The sequence below is a fragment of the Nonomuraea terrae genome (assembly GCF_004348995.1).
Classification (GTDB): domain Bacteria; phylum Actinomycetota; class Actinomycetes; order Streptosporangiales; family Streptosporangiaceae; genus Nonomuraea; species Nonomuraea terrae.
The window spans coordinates 41,470-61,387 of the sequence record NZ_SMKQ01000026.1 but is presented as its reverse complement, the minus strand read 5'-3'; the positions used below and the strand labels follow the sequence as shown (position 1 = coordinate 61,387).

Sequence of the window (19,918 nt, the reverse complement as noted above, 5' to 3'; positions counted from 1 at the left end):
TCTCCAAATGATGTTTGGAAACTTCGTCCAAGCAAAACCGTCAAACAATCTCTTTGACGAGGTGTTGCATGAAAATCATGCACTGGCTTTTAACACACTGTTGAGTTCTCAAGAAACGGACGCGTACTTCCTCACCAGAACCACTCTCGTGATCCCCGCTCGGAGGCGTTCATTTCGTCTTTCGTTGTGGCTTTATTCTTTCAGCCGTTCAAGTTCCTGTCAAATTGACCGGACTTGCTCGATCTGCGGGAATTAAGCCTGCCCCCTTTCGGGGACAACCCCTCTAACTTACCAGCCGTTCCGAAGTGGTTCGTACCGTCAACGGATTAGCCTGAAGGTAGTGGGATTTGCCCGGCATCTTCGAGGCTCCAGGAGCCCTGTTGATCGCCCTGCGGGAAGCAACTCTAGCAGCCTGACGCGCCTACTCAGGCCCACACACGTAATCCCTGGGTCCTTCCCTCCCCACCTAACCCTCAAACCTCTGCCACGAACGTCCATACGGCGGCCCCGGGACAAGCCGACGGCAAGTCATCCGCAATCGCCTCCCGGTACGAATTACCTACGAGCAGACTGCGCTCTCGGAGGTGGCCGCCATGACCCGCTCGGAGTTCGACGACATCCGTGCCTTCCTCGCCGACGACACCACCGACGCGGGTGACGTGCTGGCAGTCGCCCGGACTCTGGTCGACGACCTGGAGCACTCACACCTGCGCGAGGCGGTCCTGCGTACCCACTATCTGCGGTTGCTGACGGCGGCACGGGCAACGATGGCGGCCGAGCTCCTGGAGGCGTCCGATCCGCTGGCGTTCCTCAGGCATGAGCTGTCCGCGCGCGGCCAGTTGCCGGAGGACGGTGAGACGGCGCAGCGCATCCTCTCCGACGCCCGTGCGGCGGCCGAGTTGCTCGCCAATCTCGAGAACCCTCCGCCGCGGCCTCCGCGCAACCTTCGCCTGCGCCGCTGCGTCGGCACGGGCCGGCGGCTCCCCCACTGATCTCGTTGCCGCCCGCTGGCGGGATGACAACTTCGGACATACTCCACCTTGGCGGGCCAACTGCCAGACTTTCGCTTATGTGGCAGCGGGGGCTGAATTGGGCGGCAATCATCCTGGTCGGGATATTTGGCGTGATGTGGGTCGGCGTGGTGATCTACGCGGACCACGGATCGTCTGTCTGGATGCGGATCGTTCAGGTGGTGTTCGGAGTCACGCTGCTGGGGTGGGCCGTTCAGAAGGCCGTCTGGATGGTCATGCACGGCATGAAGCACCACAGTGGCTAGACAAGCGTTCTACTCCGGCTGGAACCGGTAACCCATTCCGGGCTCGGTGAGCAGGTGGACCGGGTGGGCGGGGTCGCGCTCGAGCTTGCGGCGCAGCTGGGCCATGTACTGCCGTAGATAGTGGGTCTCTTTGAGGTAGTTGCTGCCCCAGACCTCTGTCAGCAGCTGGCGCTGAGTGACCAGCTTGCCGGGGTTGCGCAGCAGAGTCTCCAGGAAGTGCCATTCCGTGGGCGTGAGGTGCACACCTCCTGAGATGGTCTTGCTCGCGAGGTCGACGACGTGGTCGCCGACCCGTACGGTGACGTTCTCCTCTGGCTGCCCCGTGCGGCGGGTCACGGCGCGCAGCCGCGCGAGCAGCTCGTCGATGCTGAACGGTTTCGTCACATAGTCGTCGGCGCCGGCGTCGAGCGCGTCGACCTTGTCGGTGCTGTCCGTACGCCCCGACAGAACGATGATCGGCACGGAGGTCCAGCCCCGCAGCCCCTCGATGACCTCCACCCCGTCGAGGTCGGGCAGACCGAGGTCGAGGATGATCAGATCGGGATGCCACTCGGCGGCCAGGCGCAGCGCGGTGCCGCCGTCGGGGGCGACGGCGGCCTCGTAGTGTCTGGCGGCCAGATTGATCCGCAGGGCACGCAGCAACTGCGGCTCGTCGTCGACCACGAGCACCCGCGTCATGCGGGCCGCCGCGGAGTGCACGTCTGTCGGCGGATACGGAGCCGGCCTCGGGCTCTGTCTCCCATTCCTCCAGATTACGGCTGGTACGGCGGCGCGACCCCCCAGCCCCAGTGCGGGACCGGCGCCTGGAGCGGAGGCGTGGCGCCGGGCTGGGAGTTGTGCCGCGCCAGCCTGGTGCCCCATTCGATGTAGCCGGCGAACGCGGCCCTGAACTCGGGGTCGTCAGGAAGCCCTGCCTCGTCGGCGGCGTCCAGGAGCAGATTGACCCATCGGCGGCGCTGCGGTTCGGTGATCGCCTTGCCGAGGTGGTGGCGCAGCATGACGGGGTAGCCGCCGCGCTCCTTGGTGTAGCGGTCGGGACCGCCGAAGACCTCGCTGAGCCACATCGCCACGTATTTCGGGTGGTCGGCGTCCATGTGCGCGAACAGCGGCCCGATCAGGTCGTCCTTGACCACGCTGCGGTAGAAGATCTCGGTCAGCCGCTCGAACGCCTCGGCGCCCCCGGCCCATGCGTACAGTGTCGGCACTGTGTCGTCAGTCACGTAATCATGTAATCATCGCCGTGAATCGGCGGAAAGGCCCGTGGGCATACAAAAAGTCCCCGGCCGCCGGATGATCCGGTGACCGGGGACTTCTGCTTGGTAGCGGGGACAGGATTTGAACCTGCGACCTCTGGGTTATGAGCCCAGCGAGCTACCGAACTGCTCCACCCCGCGTCGGTGTGTACTTCTTCATCCTACAGGCCCGAGAGACTGCTCTGACCATGGTCCAGCTTCCACGTGAAAGGCCCGGTTTTCCGTCTCCGGATCCCCGGGCCTTCATCGTGGTAGCGGGGGCAGGATTTGAACCTGCGACCTCTGGGTTATGAGCCCAGCGAGCTACCGAACTGCTCCACCCCGCGTCGTCGTGCTTTGCAAGCCTATCGGCGACAGCGGGGTATGCGCAAACTCAATGCGGTTATGAGGTGCCCGTGGCTCCGGCCTGTGACCCTGTGGGCACCGGTGACGGGCTGCCGGACGCGGGCGGCGTCGCAGGTGGCGTGGCCGGCGGGGTAGCCGGCGGCGTGGCCGGAGGAGTCGCCGGTGGCGTGCCCGTGGGCGACGGGCTGGGCGACGGCTGCGCCTGCTGCGCGTTCGCGCCTTCCAGCGCCCGCAGCGACTCGTCCAGTCGCCGCTGGGCGTCGCCGTAGGCGTCCCAGTCGGGCGGGCTGGCCTGCAGGGCCTTCTGCGCGTCCTCGTACGCCTTCTTGGCGTTCGCGATCGCGGTGTTCAGCGCCGTGGCGGCCTGGTCGGGCCGGGCCTCGGTCTCCTGCTCGTCGGTGGGCTGCTGCTGTTGCTGCTCCTGCTCGGTGCCGAAGACCTGCTGGAGAGCCTCGTCCAGCGTGCGGCCGACACCGATCTTGGAGCCGAACGACACCAGCACGCGCTGCAGGATCGGGTACGGCTCCTGCCCGCCGCCCGCGGCCACCTGGATGTACACCGGTTCGATGTAGACCAGGCCGCCGGCGTACGGGAGAGTCAGCAGGTTGCCGTAGCGGACCGACGAGGCGCCGACGCCGAGCAGGTTGAGCTCACCGGCGAACCGGCTCTGGAAGGCGTTCTGTGCCTGGCCGGGACCCGGGATCGGAGTACTGGACGGCATCCGCAGGATGCGGATCTGACCGTAGTTTCTGCCCGCCGCGGAGTTGACCGCCATGAACGCCGCCAGGTTGGGTCCCTGTCGCGGCACGAACGTCGTCGTCAGCGAGAACGTCGGCGTGCCGCCCGGCATCGTGGTGGTCAGGTAGTAGGGCGGCTGCTTGATGTTGCGGTCGCCCTGCGTCGGGTCGCCCGGGACGTTCCAGAAGTCCTGGCCGCTGTAGAAGGCGGCCGGGTCGGTGATGTGGTAGCGCGACAGGGTGTAGCGCTGCACCTTGAACAGGTCTTCCGGGTAGCGGACGTGCTGGCGCAGCTCGGCGCTCATCTCGGAGGCCGGGCGGATGACGCCGGGGAAGGCGTTGCTCCAGGTCTTGAGCACCGGGTCGTTGTTGTCCCAGGCGTAGAGCCGGACCGTGCCGTCGTAGGCGTCGACCGTGGCCTTCACCGAGTTGCGGATGTAGTTGACGTGGTCGATCGGCTGCTGGGCGATCACCCGGCGGTCGGTGGACGTGTCGCGCGTCATCTCGCCCAGGCTCTCGCTCTGGGAGTACGGGTAGTCGTTGGACGTGGTGTAGCCGTCCACGATCCACTGGATGCGACCGTCGACGATGGCCGGGTACGGGTTGCCGTCGAGGGTCAGGAACGGCGCGGCCTTCTGGACCCTGTCACGCGGGTTGCGGACGTACAGGATCTTGGAGTTGTCGTTGACGTCGCCGGACAGGACGATGTTGGCCTCGCCGTACTTGGCGGCGTAGAGCAGGCGGTTGAAGAACGAGCCCACGGGGACGCCGCCGGCGCCGGTGTAGGTGGTGTTCTTCTGGCCGGTGCCGCCGGTCTCCGGGTAGTCGAGCTCCTGCGGCTGTTGCGGGTTGCCGCCGGCGATGACGTAGTCGTCGCCGATGGAGCTCTCGCCGTAGTAGACGCGCGGTTCCTTGAGCTTGGTGCTCTGGACCAGCGGGCCGGTGACCGGCATGTCCTTCGCGTCGTAGGCGGGCAGGCCGCTGGAGTCGACCTGGTTGCCGGGCGCGGCGACGAAGCCGTAGCCGTGGGTGTAGACGAGCGCCCGGTTGATCCAGTTGTCCTGGCCCTGGGGCGGACCGGTCAGCTCGCGGATGCCGACGATGTGGTCGATCAGCTTGCCGGTGCCGTCGGGGTAGCGGTCGACGTCGAGCGGGTCGGCGAAGCTGTAGAAGCCCCTGATGCGCTGCGTCTGCTCATACGTCGAGGAGACCAGGGCAGGGTCGAGCAGGCGCACGCCGGACACCGAGGTGTCGCCGTTGGCCTGAACCTTCGTCGGGTCGGCCTGCGCGTTGTAGGTCTCGACCTCGGTCTTGTCGACGCCGTACGCCTCGCGGGTGGCCTCGATGTTGCGCTGGATGTACGGCGCTTCCTTGCCCTGCTGGTTCGGCTTGACCTGGAACTGCTCGACCAGCGCCGGGTAGACGCCGCCGATCAGGATGGCCGAGAGCACGAGCAGGCCGAAGGAGACGCCGGGCAGCATGCCGCCCGAGCGGAAGACGCCGGCGAAGAACAGCACGGCGCAGATCAGCGCGATGATCGCGAGGATGGTCTTGGCCGGCAGCACGGCGTTGACGTCGGTGTAGGACGCGCCGTGGACGAAGCCCCGGTCGGAGAAGACCAGACCGAACCGGTCCATGAAGTACGCGATGGCCTTGAGCAGCACGAAGACGCCCAGCAGCACCGACAGGTGGATGCGGGCGGCCTTGGAGGCGTGCACGCCTGGGGACTGCAGGCGGAAGCCGCCGTAGAGGTAGTGGGTGATCGCCGACAGCACGATCGAGATGATCACGGCGGTGAACAGGAAGTTCAGCACCATCCGGATGAACGGATAGTCGAACATGAAGAAGGCGATGTCGTAGCCGAACTGTGGGTCCTGCCTGCCGAACGGCGCGCCGTTGATGAACTGCAGCCACGTCTGCCACTGCCCCGCGAACGAGGAGCCCGCGAAGAGCGCGAGCAGCCCCATGCCGACGATGAAGATCAGCTTGCGGTGGGGGTCGAGCGCCATGCGATAGCGGTCGGCGCCGCTGCTGCCGCCGAACATCGCGGGCCCGAACATCGGCCGCGTACGGAAGGCCAGCAACATGTTGCCGCCGGCGATGCCGACCATCAGCGCCGCTCCGACGAGGAACAGCACGATCTGGGTCAGCAGCACGCCGGAGAAGACCGACGTGAAGCCGGTCGAGTCAAACCACAGATAGTCGGTATAAATGCCCGAGAAAAAGAAAAACAGGGCAACGATCACCACGAGGGCGATCACCACAGGAAGAATCAGTCGCGGTCGGCGGGGCAAGCGCATTGCCCTGCCGGCTCCTGGGGTCCGGAAGCTCAAGGCCAACCCCTCGTCGTAATGAAGAAACGGTCCGTGTCTGGCAACCTACACCGCTGTGCCAGCCCTACGACTAACGCACGACGGTCGCCAGAAGTTTCATCCGGCCTCACACGAGGGTACATTTGCGTTTCCCGTGCGCAGCGCGTCGAGCGCCTGGACGGCGCCGTGCAGCGTGTCGGCGCGTACCAGCCACAGGCCGTCGGGCACGGCGCGCACGGCCTCGGCGCAGTTGTCGGCGGGCGTCAGGAAGATCGTGGCGCCCGACTCCTTGGCGCCGACCATCTTCTGCGCGATGCCGCCGATCGGGCCGACCTGGCCCGTCGAGTCGATGGTGCCGGTGCCGGCGATCTTCTTGCCGCCGGTCAGCGCGCCCGGCGTCAGCTTGTCGACGATGCCGAGCGAGAACATCAGCCCGGCGCTGGGCCCGCCGACCTCGCCCACGCTGATGTCGACGTCGAACGGGAACTGGTAGGCGGCCCGCATCTCCACGCCCACCAGGGCCTGCCCCTCCTCGCCCGCCACCGTCGGCACGGAGACCTCGAGCTTCTCCTGACCGCGGGTGATGCCGAAGGCCACGGTCTCACCCGGTTTGTGTGCCTTGACCGTGTCGCCCACGACGTTGACGTCGGTCGCCGGCTTGCCGTCGACGGAGTCGATCACGTCTTCCGCGCGCAGCTTGCCGTCGGCGGGACGGCCCTTCTGCGTGGTCGCGACGGTCACGACCATCTTGTACGGGATCTTCAGCTCGTTGAGCGCGGCGGCGGTCGCGGTCTCCTGGGAGTTGCTCATCTCGACGGTGTTCTCCTCCTCGACCTCCTGGGCGGTGCGGTCGGGGGCGAAGATGGTCTCCTCGGGGACCACCGCGACGGAGGGGTCGATCCAGCCGCGCAGCGCCGTCAGCAGATCGATGCGGGCGCTCGGGCCGCCCTGGTAGGCGACCGTCACGAGACTCAGCGCGCCGCTGGTCGGATAGGTCTGGCGATCCTTGATGGAGATGACCGGCTTCTTGTCGACCTCGCCGATGGTGTTCTCCGTCGGGCCTGGGCTCAGCACGACGTACGGGACCGGCTGGAACGCGCCGATCACCCCCAGCGCGAGCACGAGGAATCCCGCGATCAGCAAGGTGAGGGCGCGTGGTGACATGTCGAGAAGCTTATTCGCCGGCGCCGACCCACTCGGTCTCGCCGTCGGCGAACACCTGGTGCTTCCAGATCGGCACGCTGGCCTTGAGGTCGTCGATCAGCCGCCTGGCGGCCTTGAACGCCTCGTCGCGGTGAGGCGCGGCGACGGCGACGATGACGGCGGTGTCGCCCAGCTCCAGCTCACCCACGCGATGAACCGCGGCCAGCGCCGTCACGGGGAAGTCGGCGGCGACCTTCTCGGCCACCTGCCGCAGCTCGGCCTCCGCCGTCGGGTGCGCCGAGTAGGAGAGCCGGGTGACGGGCTTGCCGTGGTCCTGCTCGCGCACGGTGCCCACGAAGAACGTGGTGCCGCCCGCTGCGTGGTCGCCGACGGCGGCCAGCACTTCGTCGACGGAGAGCGGGGTGTCTCGTATGCCGAGCAACCGGATGACGTCCACGACAAAAAGCCTAACCTTTACTGGCGCCGCTTCTTACGAACCTGGCGGACGATCGCGGCTGTGCCGATGACGGCCACGGTGGCGCCGGCGGCCGTGAGGGTGGCCTCCTTCACGGGCAGGCGCCTGCCGACCACGGTCGTGCGGTTCTCGCCGCGCAGCTCGAGCAGCTGCTCGAAGGCGGCCTCGTTGGTCCACGCCGGCTTCCATCCGGCCTCGCGCAACGTCGTGCAGTCGACCACCCACGGATAGACGACGTAGTGCAGGTCGGTCGCGGGGGCCGGGGTGACGCCGAGGCGGTGCAGGCGCTGCGCCGTGCCGAACGTCAGCCCCGCCGGGAGCTCCAGGCTGCGGATGCCGGAGAGCTCTTCGACCTTCTCGTGCTCGATCCAGCCGTCGGAGCCGACCGCCACCACGCCGCTGATGTCGCCGCGGGCGGCCAGCTCAAGCACGGAGAGCAGGTCGTCGATGTGGCAGAACTGCCAGTGGGGGCTGCAGCCCTTGACGGTCAGGAGCCTGGGCGACTCGAAGTGGCGGGTGATCACCGTGTCGACGCCGGGCCCGACGACCGCGGCCGGGCGCAACACCGTCACCTCCAGGCCGGGGTGGCTGCGCAGCGACCTACGAGCCACGGCCTCGATCTCCAGGAAGTCGCCGACCACGCCGGTGTCGGGCTCGGCCGCCACCGGGGCGTCCTCGGGCAGCGGCACCTCGTTGTCGGGGGCGGCGCCGTACACCATCGCGCTCGTCACCAGGACGACGCGGCGCACGCGGGCGGCGGCGCAGGCCGTGAGCACGGTCTGCGCGGCGCGCAGGTTGTAGGCCCGCCGTTCGGCCGGGTCGGAGTCGACGGCGTAGTCGCCGGCCAGATGGACCAGGACGTCGATGTCGGAGATCCGGTTCGCCAAGAGCGGATCCCGTACGTCGATCTCTCTCCAGGTGGCCTCCGGGATGTCTCCACGCTGCTCGTCGATGGCCACCACCCTGCGGAAATCCGCGGAGGATACGAGCCTCGAGAGCAGCTCGCGGCCCAAGCCGGAGGCGGCTCCCGTCACTGCGACGACGGGTTGGCGCGGGCGTTTCGAGGTAGGCACCAGGTCCTCACTTTGCACTGATCCGCCGTAGGACGACTAACGTGGCGGATGTGGACTCCTCCATCCTGCACGAGGTAGAGCGGTGACTGACCTGCCAGGTCGCGAAAACGACCCCAACGAGAACCCGTTCGCCATGTTCGGCAACCCTGAGCAGATGGCTCAGGCGATGCGCCAGTTCGCCGACATGCTGTCGGCGCCTCAGGGTTCCGGCCCTGTCAACTGGGACATGGCCAAGAACATCGCCCGGCACTCCGTGGTCGCCCAGGGCGATCCGAGCGTCATGGAAGGCGAGCGCCGCCAGATCGTCGACGCGCTCAGTCTGGCCGACCTGTGGCTGAACGAGGCGACGACGCTGCCGAGCGGCGTGTCGAATCCGCAGGCCTGGAGCCGTTCCGAGTGGATCGAGAACACCATCCCGGTCTGGCGCAAGCTCTGCGAGCCGATCGCCGAGCGCATGGTCGAGACCATGGGCGGCGCACTCGGCGGGTCCGGGCTGCCCCCGGAGGCCCAGCAGATGGCCGGGCCGCTGATGGGCATGCTGAAGCAGATGGGCGGCATGATGGTCGGCCAGCAGATCGGGCAGGCCATCGGCTCGCTGGCGCGCGAGGTCGTCGGCACCACCGACATCGGGGTTCCGCTGTCCGACAAGGCCGCGCTGCTGCCCGGCGGCATCGCCTCCTTCAGCGAGGGCCTGGAGATCCCGTCCGACGAGATCCGGCTCTACCTGGCGCTGCGCGAGGCGGCCCACCACCGGCTCTTCCAGCACGTTCCGTGGCTGCGTTCCCACCTGCTGGGCGCGGTCGAGGAGTACGCCAGGGGCATCACGGTCGACACCTCGGCGCTCGAGGAGCAGATCCGCGGCCTCGACCTCAACAACCCCGCGGCCATCCAGGAGGCGCTGAGCGGCGGCGGCCTGCTCAAGCCCGAGGAGACCAAGCGGCAGAAGGCCGCGCTGGCCCGGCTGGAGACGATGCTCGCCCTGGTCGAGGGGTGGGTGGCCACCGTGGTCGACCGCGCCGCCGCGGGCAAGCTGCCCTCCGCGGGCGCGCTGGCGGAGACCGTACGCCGGCGGCGGGCGACCGGCGGGCCGGCCGAGCTGACGTTCGGCACGCTGGTCGGGCTGGAGCTGCGGCCGCGGCGGCTGCGCGAGGCCGCGGCGCTGTGGCGGGCGCTGGAGGAGGCGCGCGGCGTCGACGGGCGTGACGCGCTGTGGTCCCACCCCGACCTGATGCCGACGGCCGACGACCTCGACGACCCGCAGGCGTTCGTCCGCGGGGAGACGGCCTGGGACATCTCCCAGCTGGAGGCCAAGCCCGACGAGGGCGAGGGCGACAAGAGTTGAGCCTGCACGACGACGCGGTCGCGGTGCTGTCGGCCTGGGCCGCGCCCACGCCCGAGGAGGAGGCGCTCCGGGCCGAGTTCCTGGAGCACCTGCGGGCGCACGACGACGCGATGTTGCGCGAGTGCGTCCCCGGGCATCTGACGGCCACGACGGCCGTGCTGTCGCACGACGGCGCACAGGTCCTGCTCACGCTGCATCCGAAGGCCATGAGGTGGCTGCCGATGGGCGGTCACTGTGAGGTCTCCGACGCCTCCCTCGCGGCGGTCGCGCTGCGCGAGGCGTGGGAGGAGTCGGGGATCTCCGGGCTGGAGCTGCTGCCCGGGCCGCTCGCGGTCGACAAGCACTCCGTGTGGTGCCATCCGCCGCAGTGCTGGCATCTCGACGTCGAGTACGCGGCCGTGGCGCCGCCCGGAGCCACGGCCGTGATCAGCGACGAGTCGCTCGACCTGCGCTGGTTCCCCGTCGACGAGATTCCGGAGCCGAGCGACGAGGCCACGCGGCGGCTGGCGAAACGCGGGCAGGCCGCCATCGGCTCGCGGCCCCTTGGCTAGAGTCCACTTGCGTCGTTCCAAAAGGGGGGCCTAGTGGAGACTTCTGCCGTTGGCGGAACGATCGTGACACCTGTCCGCAAACGCCGGAAGTTTCCCGCGGCTCTCACGTGGCTGGCCGTGACGCCGTTCGCCGCGTGGGCGATCGCACGGGTGGCCGGGCTGGAGCGCGGTTCGCTGCCGACGCAGCTCATGACCGCGACCCCGTACGCCGCGGCGGGCTCGCTCGTCCCCCTCCTGATCGCCGCGCTCGGGCGCCGGCGCGCCGCCACCGTCGTCGCGCTGTTGACCACGGCCGCGCTGGGGTTCAGCGTGCTGCCCAGGGCGTTGGGGACGGCGGACGCCGTGCAGGGCCGGCCGTTCCGGGTCATGACGATCAACATGCTGTTCGGCCGGGCCGACGTTGCGACGATCATGAAGCTCATCCAGGAGTTCGACCCCGACGTGCTGAGCACGCAGGAGCTGACCCCGGATGCGGTCGCCGACCTCGACGCGGCCGGGCTCAAGACGCTGATGCCGCACCGCGTGCTGCAGGACGAGTGGAGCGCCACCGGGAGCGGGTTGTTCTCCAAGCACCCGGTCCAACCCCTGACCAACTGGACTCCTCCGCCCGGGCACCGCATGCCCGCCGCGGTGGTGCTGCTGCCCGGGGGCGAGCCGATCGAGTTCATCGACGCCCACCCGTACCCGCCGCTGGGTCCGCAGGTGAACGACTGGAACGCGGCGCTGGCGGCGCTCCCCTCGGCCTCGCCTCAGCGGATCCGCGTCATCGCGGGCGACTTCAACGCCTCCCTCGACCACGCCGCCCTGCGCGCGCTGCTGTCGCGCGGCTACAAGGACGCCGCCGACCAGGTGGGCGCAGGGCTGATCCCGACCTGGCCGGCCAACAAGCGGGTGCCGCCGATCATCACGATCGACCACGTGCTGGTCGACCGGCGGGTCGGGGTGAAGGAGGTCAGCGTGCGGGACGTGCCGCGCACCGACCACCGGGCCGTGCTGGCCCGGCTCATCGTGCCCTGATCAGGGCCCTGGTGTTGTCCCAGCCTTCCAGGCCGGGGTCGAGTCGGGCGACGTCGTCGGCGCTGCGCAGGCGGTGCCAGCCCGGGGTGGTCGCGACCCTGCGCGGGCCGGGGGCCTGGGCGCGCAGCGCGCCCACCACGTCGTCGGCGTCGAGGTCGGGCTCGGCCCAGTCGGGCGCGGGCAGCGCGCAGGCGAGGGCGACGGCTCCGCCGTTCTCCGCCGGGCAGACCGTGATCTCGGCCCTGCCCAGCTCCCTGAACAGCTTGCCGACCAGCAGCGGCGGCAGGTCGGGGGCATCAGCGCCGATCACGGCGGCCTGGTCGGCGTGCAGGCGGGCGAGCACGGCCTTCAGCGGCTCGGCGTCGTCGATCGTGACGATCTCGGTGCCGGGCCAGACGATGTCGTCGAGCCCGGAGACGCTCGTGACCAGGACAGGCGTGACGAGGTCGAGGCCGGCGGCCATCTCGTACGTGTCCTCGGCGATCGCCGCGAGGAACGTCGCGGGGTCGACTCCCGGGGGCGCGGCCTGCGCCATGGTGCGGCGTACGAGGACGGCGACGACGCGCTTCAACACTCCTCCGGCGCCGTGTGGGCGGCGGCAGAGAAGCCTTCGAGGAACCCGCGGGCCCGCTCGGCCTTCGGGTACTGCTCCACCAGCTTCCAGAACTTCGGCCCGTGGCTCGGCACCAGCAGGTGGGCGAGCTCGTGGATGATCACATAGTTGATCACCCATTCGGGCAGGCCCTTGAGCCTGGTGGAGATGCGGATCGTGCCGTTTTCCGGGGTGCAGGAGCCCCAGCGGTGCTGCTGGTTGTCGACCCAGCGCACGCTCGCGGGATCGGCCTCGCCGTCCAGGTATTTGGCCGACAACTCCCTGGCCCGCTCCAGCAGGGCCTCGTCGGTGGGCCTTCGTCGGCGTTCCTTGGCGGCCAGCCGATCCAGCATCCGGCTCACCCATTCATCCGCGTCTTCGCCGCTAAGCCAGGCGGGCAGGAGCACGATCGTCTTGTCGCCGTCGCGGTAGGCGGAAACCGTACGCCGGCGACGAGAACTGCGACGGACCTCGACTGTCTCGGGGGGCACATATGCACGGTAGCCGAGACTGGCGAAATTCCACAGGGGGCGGACGTTGTTTCTGCTGGTCAGATGATTAAGAGCCGGTGAATTTGGGAACGCGCCTTTCCCGATGTGCGGCAAGGCCCTCGATCATGTCGGCGGAGGCCATGGTCACAGGTTGGGCCAGGGATTCCCACCGCAGCGCTGCTTCCAGGTCCTGATGGTCTTGGTTCAGAGCGACTTTGGTGAGCCTTGTGGCAATGGGTGCGTTCTGGGCGATCTTCGTGGCGATGTCCCGTACGTGCGACATAAGGTCATCTTTGGGGAAAGATTGATTTACTAGACCTTTAACTTCTGCGTGCGATCCGGACAGGATCCGGCCCGTCAGGAGCATCTCCCGCGCCAGCCCGGCGCCCGCCCGCCGGGGCAGCAGGTACGTGGCCGCCATCCCCGGGTGCAGGCCCAGCGACGTGAACGGGGCCAGGAGCTTGGCGTCGTCGGCGGCGTACACGAGGTCGCAGGCCAGCGCCAGGCACAGGCCCGCCCCGACCGCGGGGCCGTTGACGGCGGCGATCGTCGGGATCTCGAGCTCGGTGATCGCGAGCCAGTCACGGTAGAAGGCGAGCATGCGGTCGCGGAGCTGGGGAACGGGCTCGACGCCGCGTTCGCCGAGCCACGACAGGTCGCCGCCGGAGGAGAACGCGCTGCCGGCGCCGGTGACGACGAGACACCTGGCCTCGCGGTCGGCGGCGAGGTCGGCCATGGTGGCGCGCCAGCGGGCGGTCATGGCGTCGGTCATGGCGTTGCGCATGTCGGGGCGGTTGAGGGTGACGAGCACGACTCCGTCGTCCGTACGGTCAACCAAGATCTCGTCCATGCCCGGAAGCGTAACCCTGCGGACTCCGCCCCTCCCAGGGCCGTCTGGTCAGGAACGGGACGAGCAGTCCCGGCACCGCCTTCTCCGCGAATCGCAGCCCCTCGCCCATCAGCACGTCCTTCACGTGGTACGCGCCCCGCCCGCCCGGCGTGGTGGCGGTGACCCGGCACAGCGTCGCACGGCGGTGCCAGGCCCACTGGGTGACCGTCCAGCCGATCACGCCGCCGCGCCTCAGCGCGATCGTGCGGCGCTTCAGGCTGCCGTGCCGCGTGACCAGGTAATTTCCCGTGATGCCGTGGCCCAGATTGCGGTAGCCGTCGCGGGCGAACAGCAGGCCGCCCGCCCACACCGCGAGCGCGCAGATCCAGCCGGCGTGGACCAGCACCGGCCCCAGCCACAGCCCGAGACCGGCCGGCACACCGCCGAGGCCCGCACCGGCGAGGAACGCCCACCTGATCCGCCGTGCCAGGGCATGCCGGGTGTGGGGGACGAGGCTCACCACCTGCCCCGGATCGTCGTCCTCGTGCAGGACCTCGGCGGCCACCCGGTGCGACTCGCCGATCGGGGCGGGCGGGAGCAGCACGCTGGTGTTGAACGTGTCGGCCTCGTCCTCGGCGCCGCCCGCGCCCGTCGCCACGGCGTAGGTGTAGGCGCCTCCGCCGAGCCGCAGCATCAGCGGCTCCGCGACCTCCACGCCGTGCAGCCGTTCCTCCTCCAGCGTCGCCGACCGGGTGACGAACAGGCCCCGCGAGGCCCGCAGCCCGCCGGACGGCTCCCGGACCAGCCGGAAGTCCCACCAGGTCTCGGCGTACCAGCCGAGCGCGCCGATCGCGCCCACCAGCAGCAGGCCCAGCACCGCCAGCACGCTCACGACGAGCGGATCCGCCTCGCCCAGCCTGTCGATCAGGTACGGGATCAGCACGTGGTCAGGGTCGTAGCCGAGGATGTCAAGGGTTTCGTACGTCGCGCCCAGCGCGCTGAGGCCCAGCACCGGCGAGGCGAAGGACAGCGGCCCGAATCTCAGCCACCGCCGGTCGAAGCGCGCGATCGTCTCGTCCGCGCCGTCGCCGTCGCGTCGGACCAGGCTGGCGCGCAGGGTCTGCGCCTCCGCCCGCCGCAGGGCGTTCAGCGACACGGCCGCCGCCTTGGAGGAGGACTCCCGGTGTCCCGTTCCGACGCGTACCACGGCCAGGCGCAGCAGGCGGTGCATCGGGTCGGCGGTGAGATCGACGCTGCGTACGCGCCCGCGTGGGATCGACCGGTGCCGGCGTACCAGGAGGCCTGTCTTCAGTTCGAGGTGCTCGGCGGTCAGCCGGTAGCGCGTCTTGGACCAGCGCAGCGCCTCGTACGCGATCACCGAGACGAGCGGCACCGGCACCGGCGCGACCAGCCACCAGGGCGCGTCCCGCCACCACATGACCGCCAGCGTCACCAGCGCCAGGCCCGAACCCACAAGGCCACCACCCCGATGGTCCGGGCGTCGAGCCGCCGCCACTCCGTGCCTTCCAGAGCTTCTGTCATGCGGCATCACCGGTCTCCGCCTGGGCTTTTCCGCCAGGTCCGCCACCACGTCCTGCGCCAGGCCGTGGTCCAGGCCCTCGATCCGCAGCGGGCCGGCCGCCGACGCCGTGGTGACCACCACCGTGGACAACCCGAACAGTTGTTGCAACGGCCCCCGTACCGTGTCGACCGTCTGGATCCGCGTCATCGGCGCGACCCGCCACTGCTGACGCACCGCACCCATCCGGCGCGGGTGAACACCGCGTTCTCCGTGGACTCCCAGCGGTGCACGCGGTATCGCCATGGGGGCATCACGATCGCGTACGCCGTTCCGGGCACGCCGATGATCGCCGCAGACAGCAGCAGCCACGGGCGAGCCGGCGGGATCAGCCAGGCCAGCAGCACCAGGACCAGCACCGGCGGCAGGACCGTCACCAGGGCCTGCGTCAGCCACCACCGTGTCGCCCGGGGGTCGCTGGGGCGGCGCGGCGGGCGTAGGACCAGGTCGGCGGAGGTCGCGGGGTCGTCGTGGGTCATGGTTGCGGCCATGTCAAAGCTCCCCGGTGCTCGTCGGAGGTCGCGGACTCTCGCCTTCTGACCGGTCGTTCCTTTTTTTGGCCAGGCGGCTAAAAAGTAGCACATGCGGCTAATCATCGTTCTTGGCCATGGATGCGCTGACCCAGGGAACAGGTGCCCGTCTGTCGCTTCGTGAAGACCAGCAGGGATCGCGTCTGTCCACAGGCGGGAGGAGAAGATGAGAGTTGTCCACAGGCGGCGGCGAAGTCTCTCGGGATCTTGCTTCGGCGTGACATCTTTCCCGCCATGAGGCCACGTCTGAAGCCGTCCCTCCGGCGCATCGTGCGGGACGAGCGCACCCTGCAATACGGCGTCCACCCCCAGCGCTCCGTCATGTTGAGCGGCCTGACCAGGAAGGTCCGGGAGTGGGTGGAAGCCCTCGACGGCACCCGCGATCTGGAGACCGTCCTGCGTGAGGCCGCCCGGGCCGGTCTCGACGAGGGTCGTGCCCGTTCCCTGCTCGACCAGCTCGCCGCCCAGGGCGTGCTCCACGACGCCTCCGCCGGCCCCGGCCGCCTCCGCGACCTGCCGCTCGCCGAGAGAGACCGGCTGAAGCCCGACCTCGACGCCCTCGACATCTCCTCCACAGCTCCCGACGGCATGTTCGCGCTGTTCGAACGGCGCAGACGGGCGCGGGTGCGTGTGTACGGGGCGGGCCGCGTCGGGGCGCAGGTCGTCGCCCTGCTGGCCGCGTCCGGGGTGGGCACCATCCGGGTGATCGACCCTGGTACGGCTCAGGCCCGGGACATCACGCCCGGCGGTCTGACATGGGCGGAGGTCGGCATGTCTCGTGAGGCCGGCGCGGTGGCCGTCGCCAGGCGGCTCACCTCAGGCGGCCCGCCACCTCTCATGGATCCTCGTGCCGACAACGCGGTCCGGGACTCACCAGGTGCCGTCGGCGCGGGTGAGCAGGGGTCGCCGTCCCGCCCCACGGCACCACGGACCGCCGCAACGGAAACCGGCCGCACGCCCCGCTCCGCTGGGACCGTGATTGCCCGCCCCGGCGTCTCCCGCGCGGTGCCCCCGCAGAGCGGCAGACCGGACGCGGCTCGCCGTGACACCCATGACGGGGTCGCCGGAACCAGTGGTGCCCTTGGCCTCCCCAAGACCGGCGGCCTCCCGCGTGATCGCGGACGAGCCCAAGGCGCGCCACCCGCCGACGGCCGCGCGCCCACGCGTCCAGAAAACGCCCGAGGCGATGGGCGGGGTGATGGAGGACGGGATCCCAGTGCGCGGCCTGATCGTGGGCGGGAACCTGCGCGGGGGCAGGATGTGCGGCGGGGTGGAGCCGTGGCGGCGAATTCTGACCACGCGGGTCAGGCCGAGGCGCGGGGACGAGGGGAGGCCGTGGAGCCGGCTGTCAACGTCCTGGCTGGTGGGCCGTTTCTCGGGGACAAGACCGACCGGCCCGATCTCGTCATCATCGCGCCGGTCGCCCCGCTCGACGGGCTACTGATCAACGACCTCAACTCATTGGGCATCCCCCACCTGCTGGTGACGGCCTTCGAGGGGTACGGCACCATCGGTCCGCTGGTCCTGCCCGGCAGCACGGCGTGCCTGCACTGTCTCGATCTGACGCGGCGCGACCGCGACCCCAACTGGCCGATGGTCACCGCCAGGCTGGGCGGCTATCCGCCGGGCGAGATCGCCTGCGCCTCGGCGCTCGCGGCCGTGGTCGCGGCGGCTGCCGTCGGCCATGCGCTTGGTCATCTCGATGGCCGGGAGTCCATTGTGACCAACGGCACAGTGGACGTAACGCCTGATTGGCAATGGAAAAGGCGGTCCTGGAGCGTTCACCCTCAATGTCGTTGTATGCGAAACAATCAATATTCGCTAAGAATGGTCATGGCACCTCACCTCGACTGACGTGCTCAGGGGACGACCACGAAGGGGGGAAGCGGATCTCATCGAGGTTCCGCGCATCGATGTGAGCGATCTTCCACGTCGTGCAGTCACGCGTTCGGCCAAGCTGGCCACCCTTCCACTCGGGTTCGCGGGGCGCGCGGCCCTGGGGCTGGGCAAGCGCATCGGCGGCAAGTCGGCGGAGATCGTCGCACAGGAGGTCCAGCAGCGTACCGCCGAGCAGATCTTCAAGGTCCTGGGCGAGCTCAAGGGCGGCGCGATGAAGGTCGGCCAGGCGCTGTCGATCTTCGAGGCCGCGTTGCCGCAGGAGATCGCCGGCCCCTACCGTGCCACGCTGACCAAGTTGCAGGACTCCGCGCCGCCGCTGCCCGTCGCCACCGTTCACAAGGTGCTGACGGAGCAGCTGGGGGACGACTGGCGTGACCACTTCCTGTCGTTCGACGACAAGCCGACGGCCGCCGCCTCGATCGGGCAGGTGCACCGCGCCGTCTGGCGGGACGGCAGGGAGGTGGCCGTCAAGATCCAGTACCCGGGGGCGGGCAAGGCACTGCTCGGTGACTTCTCCCAGCTCGCGCGGCTGGGCAAGATGTTCGGCGCGCTGCTGCCCGGCCTCGACATGAAGTCCTTGCTGAACGAACTGCGTGAGCGCATCGCCGAGGAGCTCGACTACCTCAGCGAGGCCGAGGCCCAGCACGCCTTCGCCCTCGAGTTCGACGGCGATCCCGACTTCCACGTGCCCGACGTGGTGGCGGCCAACGAGATGGTGCTGGTCACCGAGTGGATGGACGGCACACCGCTGTCGCGCATCATCACCGGCGGCACCCAGGAGCAGCGCGACCGGGCGGGGCTGCTGTTCGTACGGTTCCTGTTCTGCTCCCCCGCGCGCGTCGGCATGCTCCACGCCGACCCGCACCCGGGCAACTTCCGGATGCTCGACAACGGCAAGCTCGGCGTGCTCGACTTCGGCGCGGTCAACCGGATGCCCGACGGCTATCCGAAGGTCTTCGGGCAGCTGATGCGGATCTTCAACCAGGGCGACATGGACACCGTCATGGCCGGTCTGCGGCGTGAGGGCTTCATCCGCGAGGACGTCGACATCGACCCCGACGCTTTGCGCGCCTTCCTGGCTCCGTACGTGGAGCCGACGGCGGTGGAGGAGTTCACGTTCAGCCGGGCGTGGCTGCAGACGCAGGCGGCCAGCGTCGCCGACCTCCGGCCGACCAACGTGGTCCGGCAGCTCAACCTGCCGCCGTCGTACGTGCTGATCCACCGGGTGCATGCGGCGGGGATCGGCGTGCTGTGCCAGCTCGGCACCACGGCGCGCTTCCGCGACGAGGTCATCCGCTGGGTACCCGGCTTCGCCGACGACCCCGACGACAAACCCCTGCCGATCAGCTGACCTCCTGTCCCACCGCCCCGGTCTCCCGCCGCCCCGGTCCCGGGAGAGCCGACTCCGAAGGAGCCGAACCACCCCGCCGTCTCAGGACCCACCGACCAGTCGCCCAACGCGCTTCAGGCGCCATCGCCAGCCCCCTGCCGCGGCCGGCGCTCGTGGTCGCACACGGTGGCCGCGGCGGGGGTAATGCGGTCATGATGGCGGGATGGCTACCGCGAAGTTCAGCGATGACAAGAGATAGGTCTTCGTCGCTGTCGCATACTTCGGACACCTCGGCACTTCGGGTCCTCTGGTACTTCGCGCACCTTGGCACACCTCGGCACCTCGGCGCTTCGGCACCTTCGCCCTTTGAGCACCTTGCTATCAAGCGCCTCCGGCACCTCCTGCACCTCGGGCACCTCCTCTACCTCGCCGCTTCGGGCACCTCGTCACCTCGGCACCACTTCGCGCCTCGTCACCTCGGCACGACGGCACCTCCGCCCTTTGAGCACTCCGCTATCAGGCGCCTCGGCACCTCCTGCACCTCGCGGACTTCGGCACGGCACTTTGAGCACCTACGGCACTTCGGGCACATCGCGTACTCCGGCACCTCATGTACTTCATGTGCAGAGAGCGGGGTGGGCGTTCGGCACTGTCGGCTGGCTGGTGTGCACGATGTGGATATTTCCCCCCGCAGGCCGAAGAGGGAGCGAACGTGGCGGGGGTTATGAGGCGGAAGTGACACACCGCCCCATGCGCTACCGATCCTTTACTACTGCGTGTAGTGTTGCGGACGCAGACCGTAACTATTCCTGGAGGATGCACATGCGTCGACCTGCCCGCCTGATCGCCGCCGCTGCCGCACTGGCGACCGCAGGCCTGTTCGCCGCGGCCCCTGCCGCGAACGCCGTCGTCGATCCGGTCGCTCTCCTCGAGTGCGTGACCAGCAGCACCACTGAACTCACCACCCTGGCAGTGCCCACGGAGATCCCGCTCACCGGTTGCCTCGCTCCCTGAGCCGGCGTCCCACAGCGGAAACGCGCCGACCTGCCGCCGCCGCCGTGCGATCGCGGCAGGGACCATGCGTGACCAGGTGATCTGATCTGCACGTCCACGCCGTTCGGCCGGGCCCCCGGTTCTCCCCCGT

Annotated in this window: 18 protein-coding genes, 2 tRNA genes and 1 pseudogene; 8 read left to right on the top strand and 13 right to left on the bottom strand. The window is 69.2% G+C overall.

Features of this window, described 5'->3' with window-relative positions; genetic code table 11:
* Nucleotides 1-593: 593 nt before the first annotated feature.
* Together E1286_RS12420 and E1286_RS12415 are read left to right on the top strand one after the other, a co-directional pair.
* Entirely contained in the window at nt 594-992 is a 399-nt protein-coding gene (locus E1286_RS12420) for a hypothetical protein (protein WP_246074788.1), read from the top strand.
* A gap of 77 nt (nt 993-1,069) precedes the next feature.
* Nucleotides 1,070-1,276, top strand: a complete 207-nt coding sequence (locus E1286_RS12415; protein WP_132611854.1) for a hypothetical protein — start codon at nt 1,070-1,072, stop codon at nt 1,274-1,276.
* Nucleotides 1,277-1,285: 9 nt separating this feature from the next.
* On the opposite strand, the gene E1286_RS12410 is transcribed toward E1286_RS12415, so the two are convergent.
* The 8 genes and pseudogenes from E1286_RS12410 to E1286_RS12375 form a co-directional block, all read right to left on the bottom strand.
* Nucleotides 1,286-1,954 carry a response regulator gene (locus E1286_RS12410; protein WP_132611852.1) on the bottom strand — a complete coding sequence of 223 codons (669 nt, stop codon included), beginning with the start codon at nt 1,952-1,954 and terminating at the stop codon, nt 1,286-1,288.
* 74 nt (nt 1,955-2,028) lie between these two features.
* Nucleotides 2,029-2,496 carry a group II truncated hemoglobin gene (locus E1286_RS12405; protein ID WP_132611850.1) on the bottom strand — a complete coding sequence of 156 codons (468 nt, stop codon included), beginning with the start codon at nt 2,494-2,496 and terminating at the stop codon, nt 2,029-2,031.
* Between the two features lie 97 nt (nt 2,497-2,593).
* Nucleotides 2,594-2,670, bottom strand: a tRNA-Met gene (locus tag E1286_RS12400).
* A gap of 108 nt (nt 2,671-2,778) precedes the next feature.
* Nucleotides 2,779-2,855 (bottom strand) — tRNA-Met (locus E1286_RS12395).
* Nucleotides 2,856-2,911: 56 nt separating this feature from the next.
* Nucleotides 2,912-5,911, bottom strand: a complete 3,000-nt coding sequence (locus tag E1286_RS12390; RefSeq protein ID WP_132611848.1) for a UPF0182 family membrane protein — start codon at nt 5,909-5,911, stop codon at nt 2,912-2,914.
* A gap of 243 nt (nt 5,912-6,154) precedes the next feature.
* Nucleotides 6,155-6,670: pseudogene (locus tag E1286_RS52010) on the bottom strand (PDZ domain-containing protein); the annotation flags it as partial.
* A 427-nt stretch (nt 6,671-7,097) separates the two neighbouring features.
* Nucleotides 7,098-7,523, bottom strand: coding sequence for a molybdenum cofactor biosynthesis protein MoaE (locus E1286_RS12380; protein ID WP_132611844.1), 426 nt, complete (start codon nt 7,521-7,523; stop codon nt 7,098-7,100).
* A 17-nt stretch (nt 7,524-7,540) separates the two neighbouring features.
* Nucleotides 7,541-8,617, bottom strand: a complete 1,077-nt coding sequence (locus E1286_RS12375) for an NAD-dependent epimerase/dehydratase family protein (protein ID WP_132611874.1) — start codon at nt 8,615-8,617, stop codon at nt 7,541-7,543.
* A gap of 130 nt (nt 8,618-8,747) precedes the next feature.
* On the opposite strand from E1286_RS12375, the gene E1286_RS12370 reads away from it, so the two are divergent.
* From E1286_RS12370 to E1286_RS12360, 3 genes are all read left to right on the top strand, one after another.
* Nucleotides 8,748-9,956: a zinc-dependent metalloprotease gene (locus tag E1286_RS12370; protein WP_132611872.1), complete on the top strand. Its 1,209-nt coding sequence runs from the start codon at nt 8,748-8,750 to the stop codon at nt 9,954-9,956.
* Nucleotides 9,953-10,507, top strand: a complete 555-nt coding sequence (locus E1286_RS12365) for an NUDIX hydrolase (RefSeq protein WP_132611842.1) — start codon at nt 9,953-9,955, stop codon at nt 10,505-10,507. The genes E1286_RS12370 and E1286_RS12365 overlap by 4 nt, the downstream gene beginning before the upstream one ends.
* A gap of 117 nt (nt 10,508-10,624) precedes the next feature.
* On the top strand, nt 10,625-11,524 hold the full coding sequence (locus E1286_RS12360) for an endonuclease/exonuclease/phosphatase family protein (protein ID WP_246074784.1): 900 nt from the start codon (nt 10,625-10,627) through the stop codon (nt 11,522-11,524).
* On the opposite strand, the gene E1286_RS12355 is transcribed toward E1286_RS12360, so the two are convergent.
* From E1286_RS12355 to E1286_RS12335, 5 genes are all read right to left on the bottom strand, one after another.
* A complete protein-coding gene (locus E1286_RS12355; protein WP_132611838.1) occupies nt 11,511-12,095 on the bottom strand; it encodes a DUF2064 domain-containing protein in 585 nt (194 codons plus the stop codon). The genes E1286_RS12360 and E1286_RS12355 overlap by 14 nt on opposite strands.
* Nucleotides 12,092-12,607: a M48 metallopeptidase family protein gene (locus E1286_RS12350; protein ID WP_165969702.1), complete on the bottom strand. Its 516-nt coding sequence runs from the start codon at nt 12,605-12,607 to the stop codon at nt 12,092-12,094. Before E1286_RS12350 ends, E1286_RS12355 begins: the two co-directional genes overlap by 4 nt.
* 67 nt (nt 12,608-12,674) lie before the next feature.
* The gene (locus E1286_RS12345) at nt 12,675-13,457 is read right to left on the bottom strand and encodes an enoyl-CoA hydratase/isomerase family protein (protein ID WP_132611836.1); all 783 of its coding nucleotides are present in this window, start codon (nt 13,455-13,457) and stop codon (nt 12,675-12,677) included.
* A complete protein-coding gene (locus E1286_RS49185) occupies nt 13,438-15,201 on the bottom strand; it encodes a PH domain-containing protein (protein ID WP_425464754.1) in 1,764 nt (587 codons plus the stop codon). Before E1286_RS49185 ends, E1286_RS12345 begins: the two co-directional genes overlap by 20 nt.
* Nucleotides 15,162-15,506: a hypothetical protein gene (locus tag E1286_RS12335; protein WP_425464753.1), complete on the bottom strand. Its 345-nt coding sequence runs from the start codon at nt 15,504-15,506 to the stop codon at nt 15,162-15,164. The genes E1286_RS49185 and E1286_RS12335 overlap by 40 nt, the downstream gene beginning before the upstream one ends.
* Nucleotides 15,507-15,815: 309 nt before the next feature.
* Here E1286_RS12335 and E1286_RS47775 point away from each other — a divergent pair, with 309 nt between their 5' ends.
* From E1286_RS47775 to E1286_RS12320, 3 genes are all read left to right on the top strand, one after another.
* Nucleotides 15,816-17,399: a ThiF family adenylyltransferase gene (locus tag E1286_RS47775; protein WP_165969701.1), complete on the top strand. Its 1,584-nt coding sequence runs from the start codon at nt 15,816-15,818 to the stop codon at nt 17,397-17,399.
* A gap of 61 nt (nt 17,400-17,460) precedes the next feature.
* Nucleotides 17,461-18,795 (top strand): ABC1 kinase family protein, encoded by a 1,335-nt coding sequence (locus E1286_RS12325; protein ID WP_132611834.1) that lies wholly within the window; start codon nt 17,461-17,463, stop codon nt 18,793-18,795.
* A gap of 801 nt (nt 18,796-19,596) precedes the next feature.
* Entirely contained in the window at nt 19,597-19,788 is a 192-nt protein-coding gene (locus E1286_RS12320) for a hypothetical protein (protein WP_132611832.1), read from the top strand.
* Nucleotides 19,789-19,918: the final 130 nt, after the last annotated feature.

Coding starts and splice junctions, on each gene's coding strand:
- E1286_RS12420 (WP_246074788.1), top strand. CDS start 594: ATGACCCGCTCGGAGTTCGACGACATCCGTGCCTTCCTCGCCGACGAC.
- E1286_RS12415 (WP_132611854.1), top strand. CDS start 1,070: ATGTGGCAGCGGGGGCTGAATTGGGCGGCAATCATCCTGGTCGGGATA.
- E1286_RS12410 (WP_132611852.1), bottom strand. CDS start 1,954: ATGACGCGGGTGCTCGTGGTCGACGACGAGCCGCAGTTGCTGCGTGCC.
- E1286_RS12390 (WP_132611848.1), bottom strand. CDS start 5,911: ATGCGCTTGCCCCGCCGACCGCGACTGATTCTTCCTGTGGTGATCGCC.
- E1286_RS12370 (WP_132611872.1), top strand. CDS start 8,748: ATGTTCGGCAACCCTGAGCAGATGGCTCAGGCGATGCGCCAGTTCGCC.
- E1286_RS12345 (WP_132611836.1), bottom strand. CDS start 13,457: ATGGACGAGATCTTGGTTGACCGTACGGACGACGGAGTCGTGCTCGTC.
- E1286_RS49185 (WP_425464754.1), bottom strand. CDS start 15,201: ATGGGTGCGGTGCGTCAGCAGTGGCGGGTCGCGCCGATGACGCGGATC.
- E1286_RS12335 (WP_425464753.1), bottom strand. CDS start 15,506: ATGGCCGCAACCATGACCCACGACGACCCCGCGACCTCCGCCGACCTG.
- E1286_RS12320 (WP_132611832.1), top strand. CDS start 19,597: ATGCGTCGACCTGCCCGCCTGATCGCCGCCGCTGCCGCACTGGCGACC.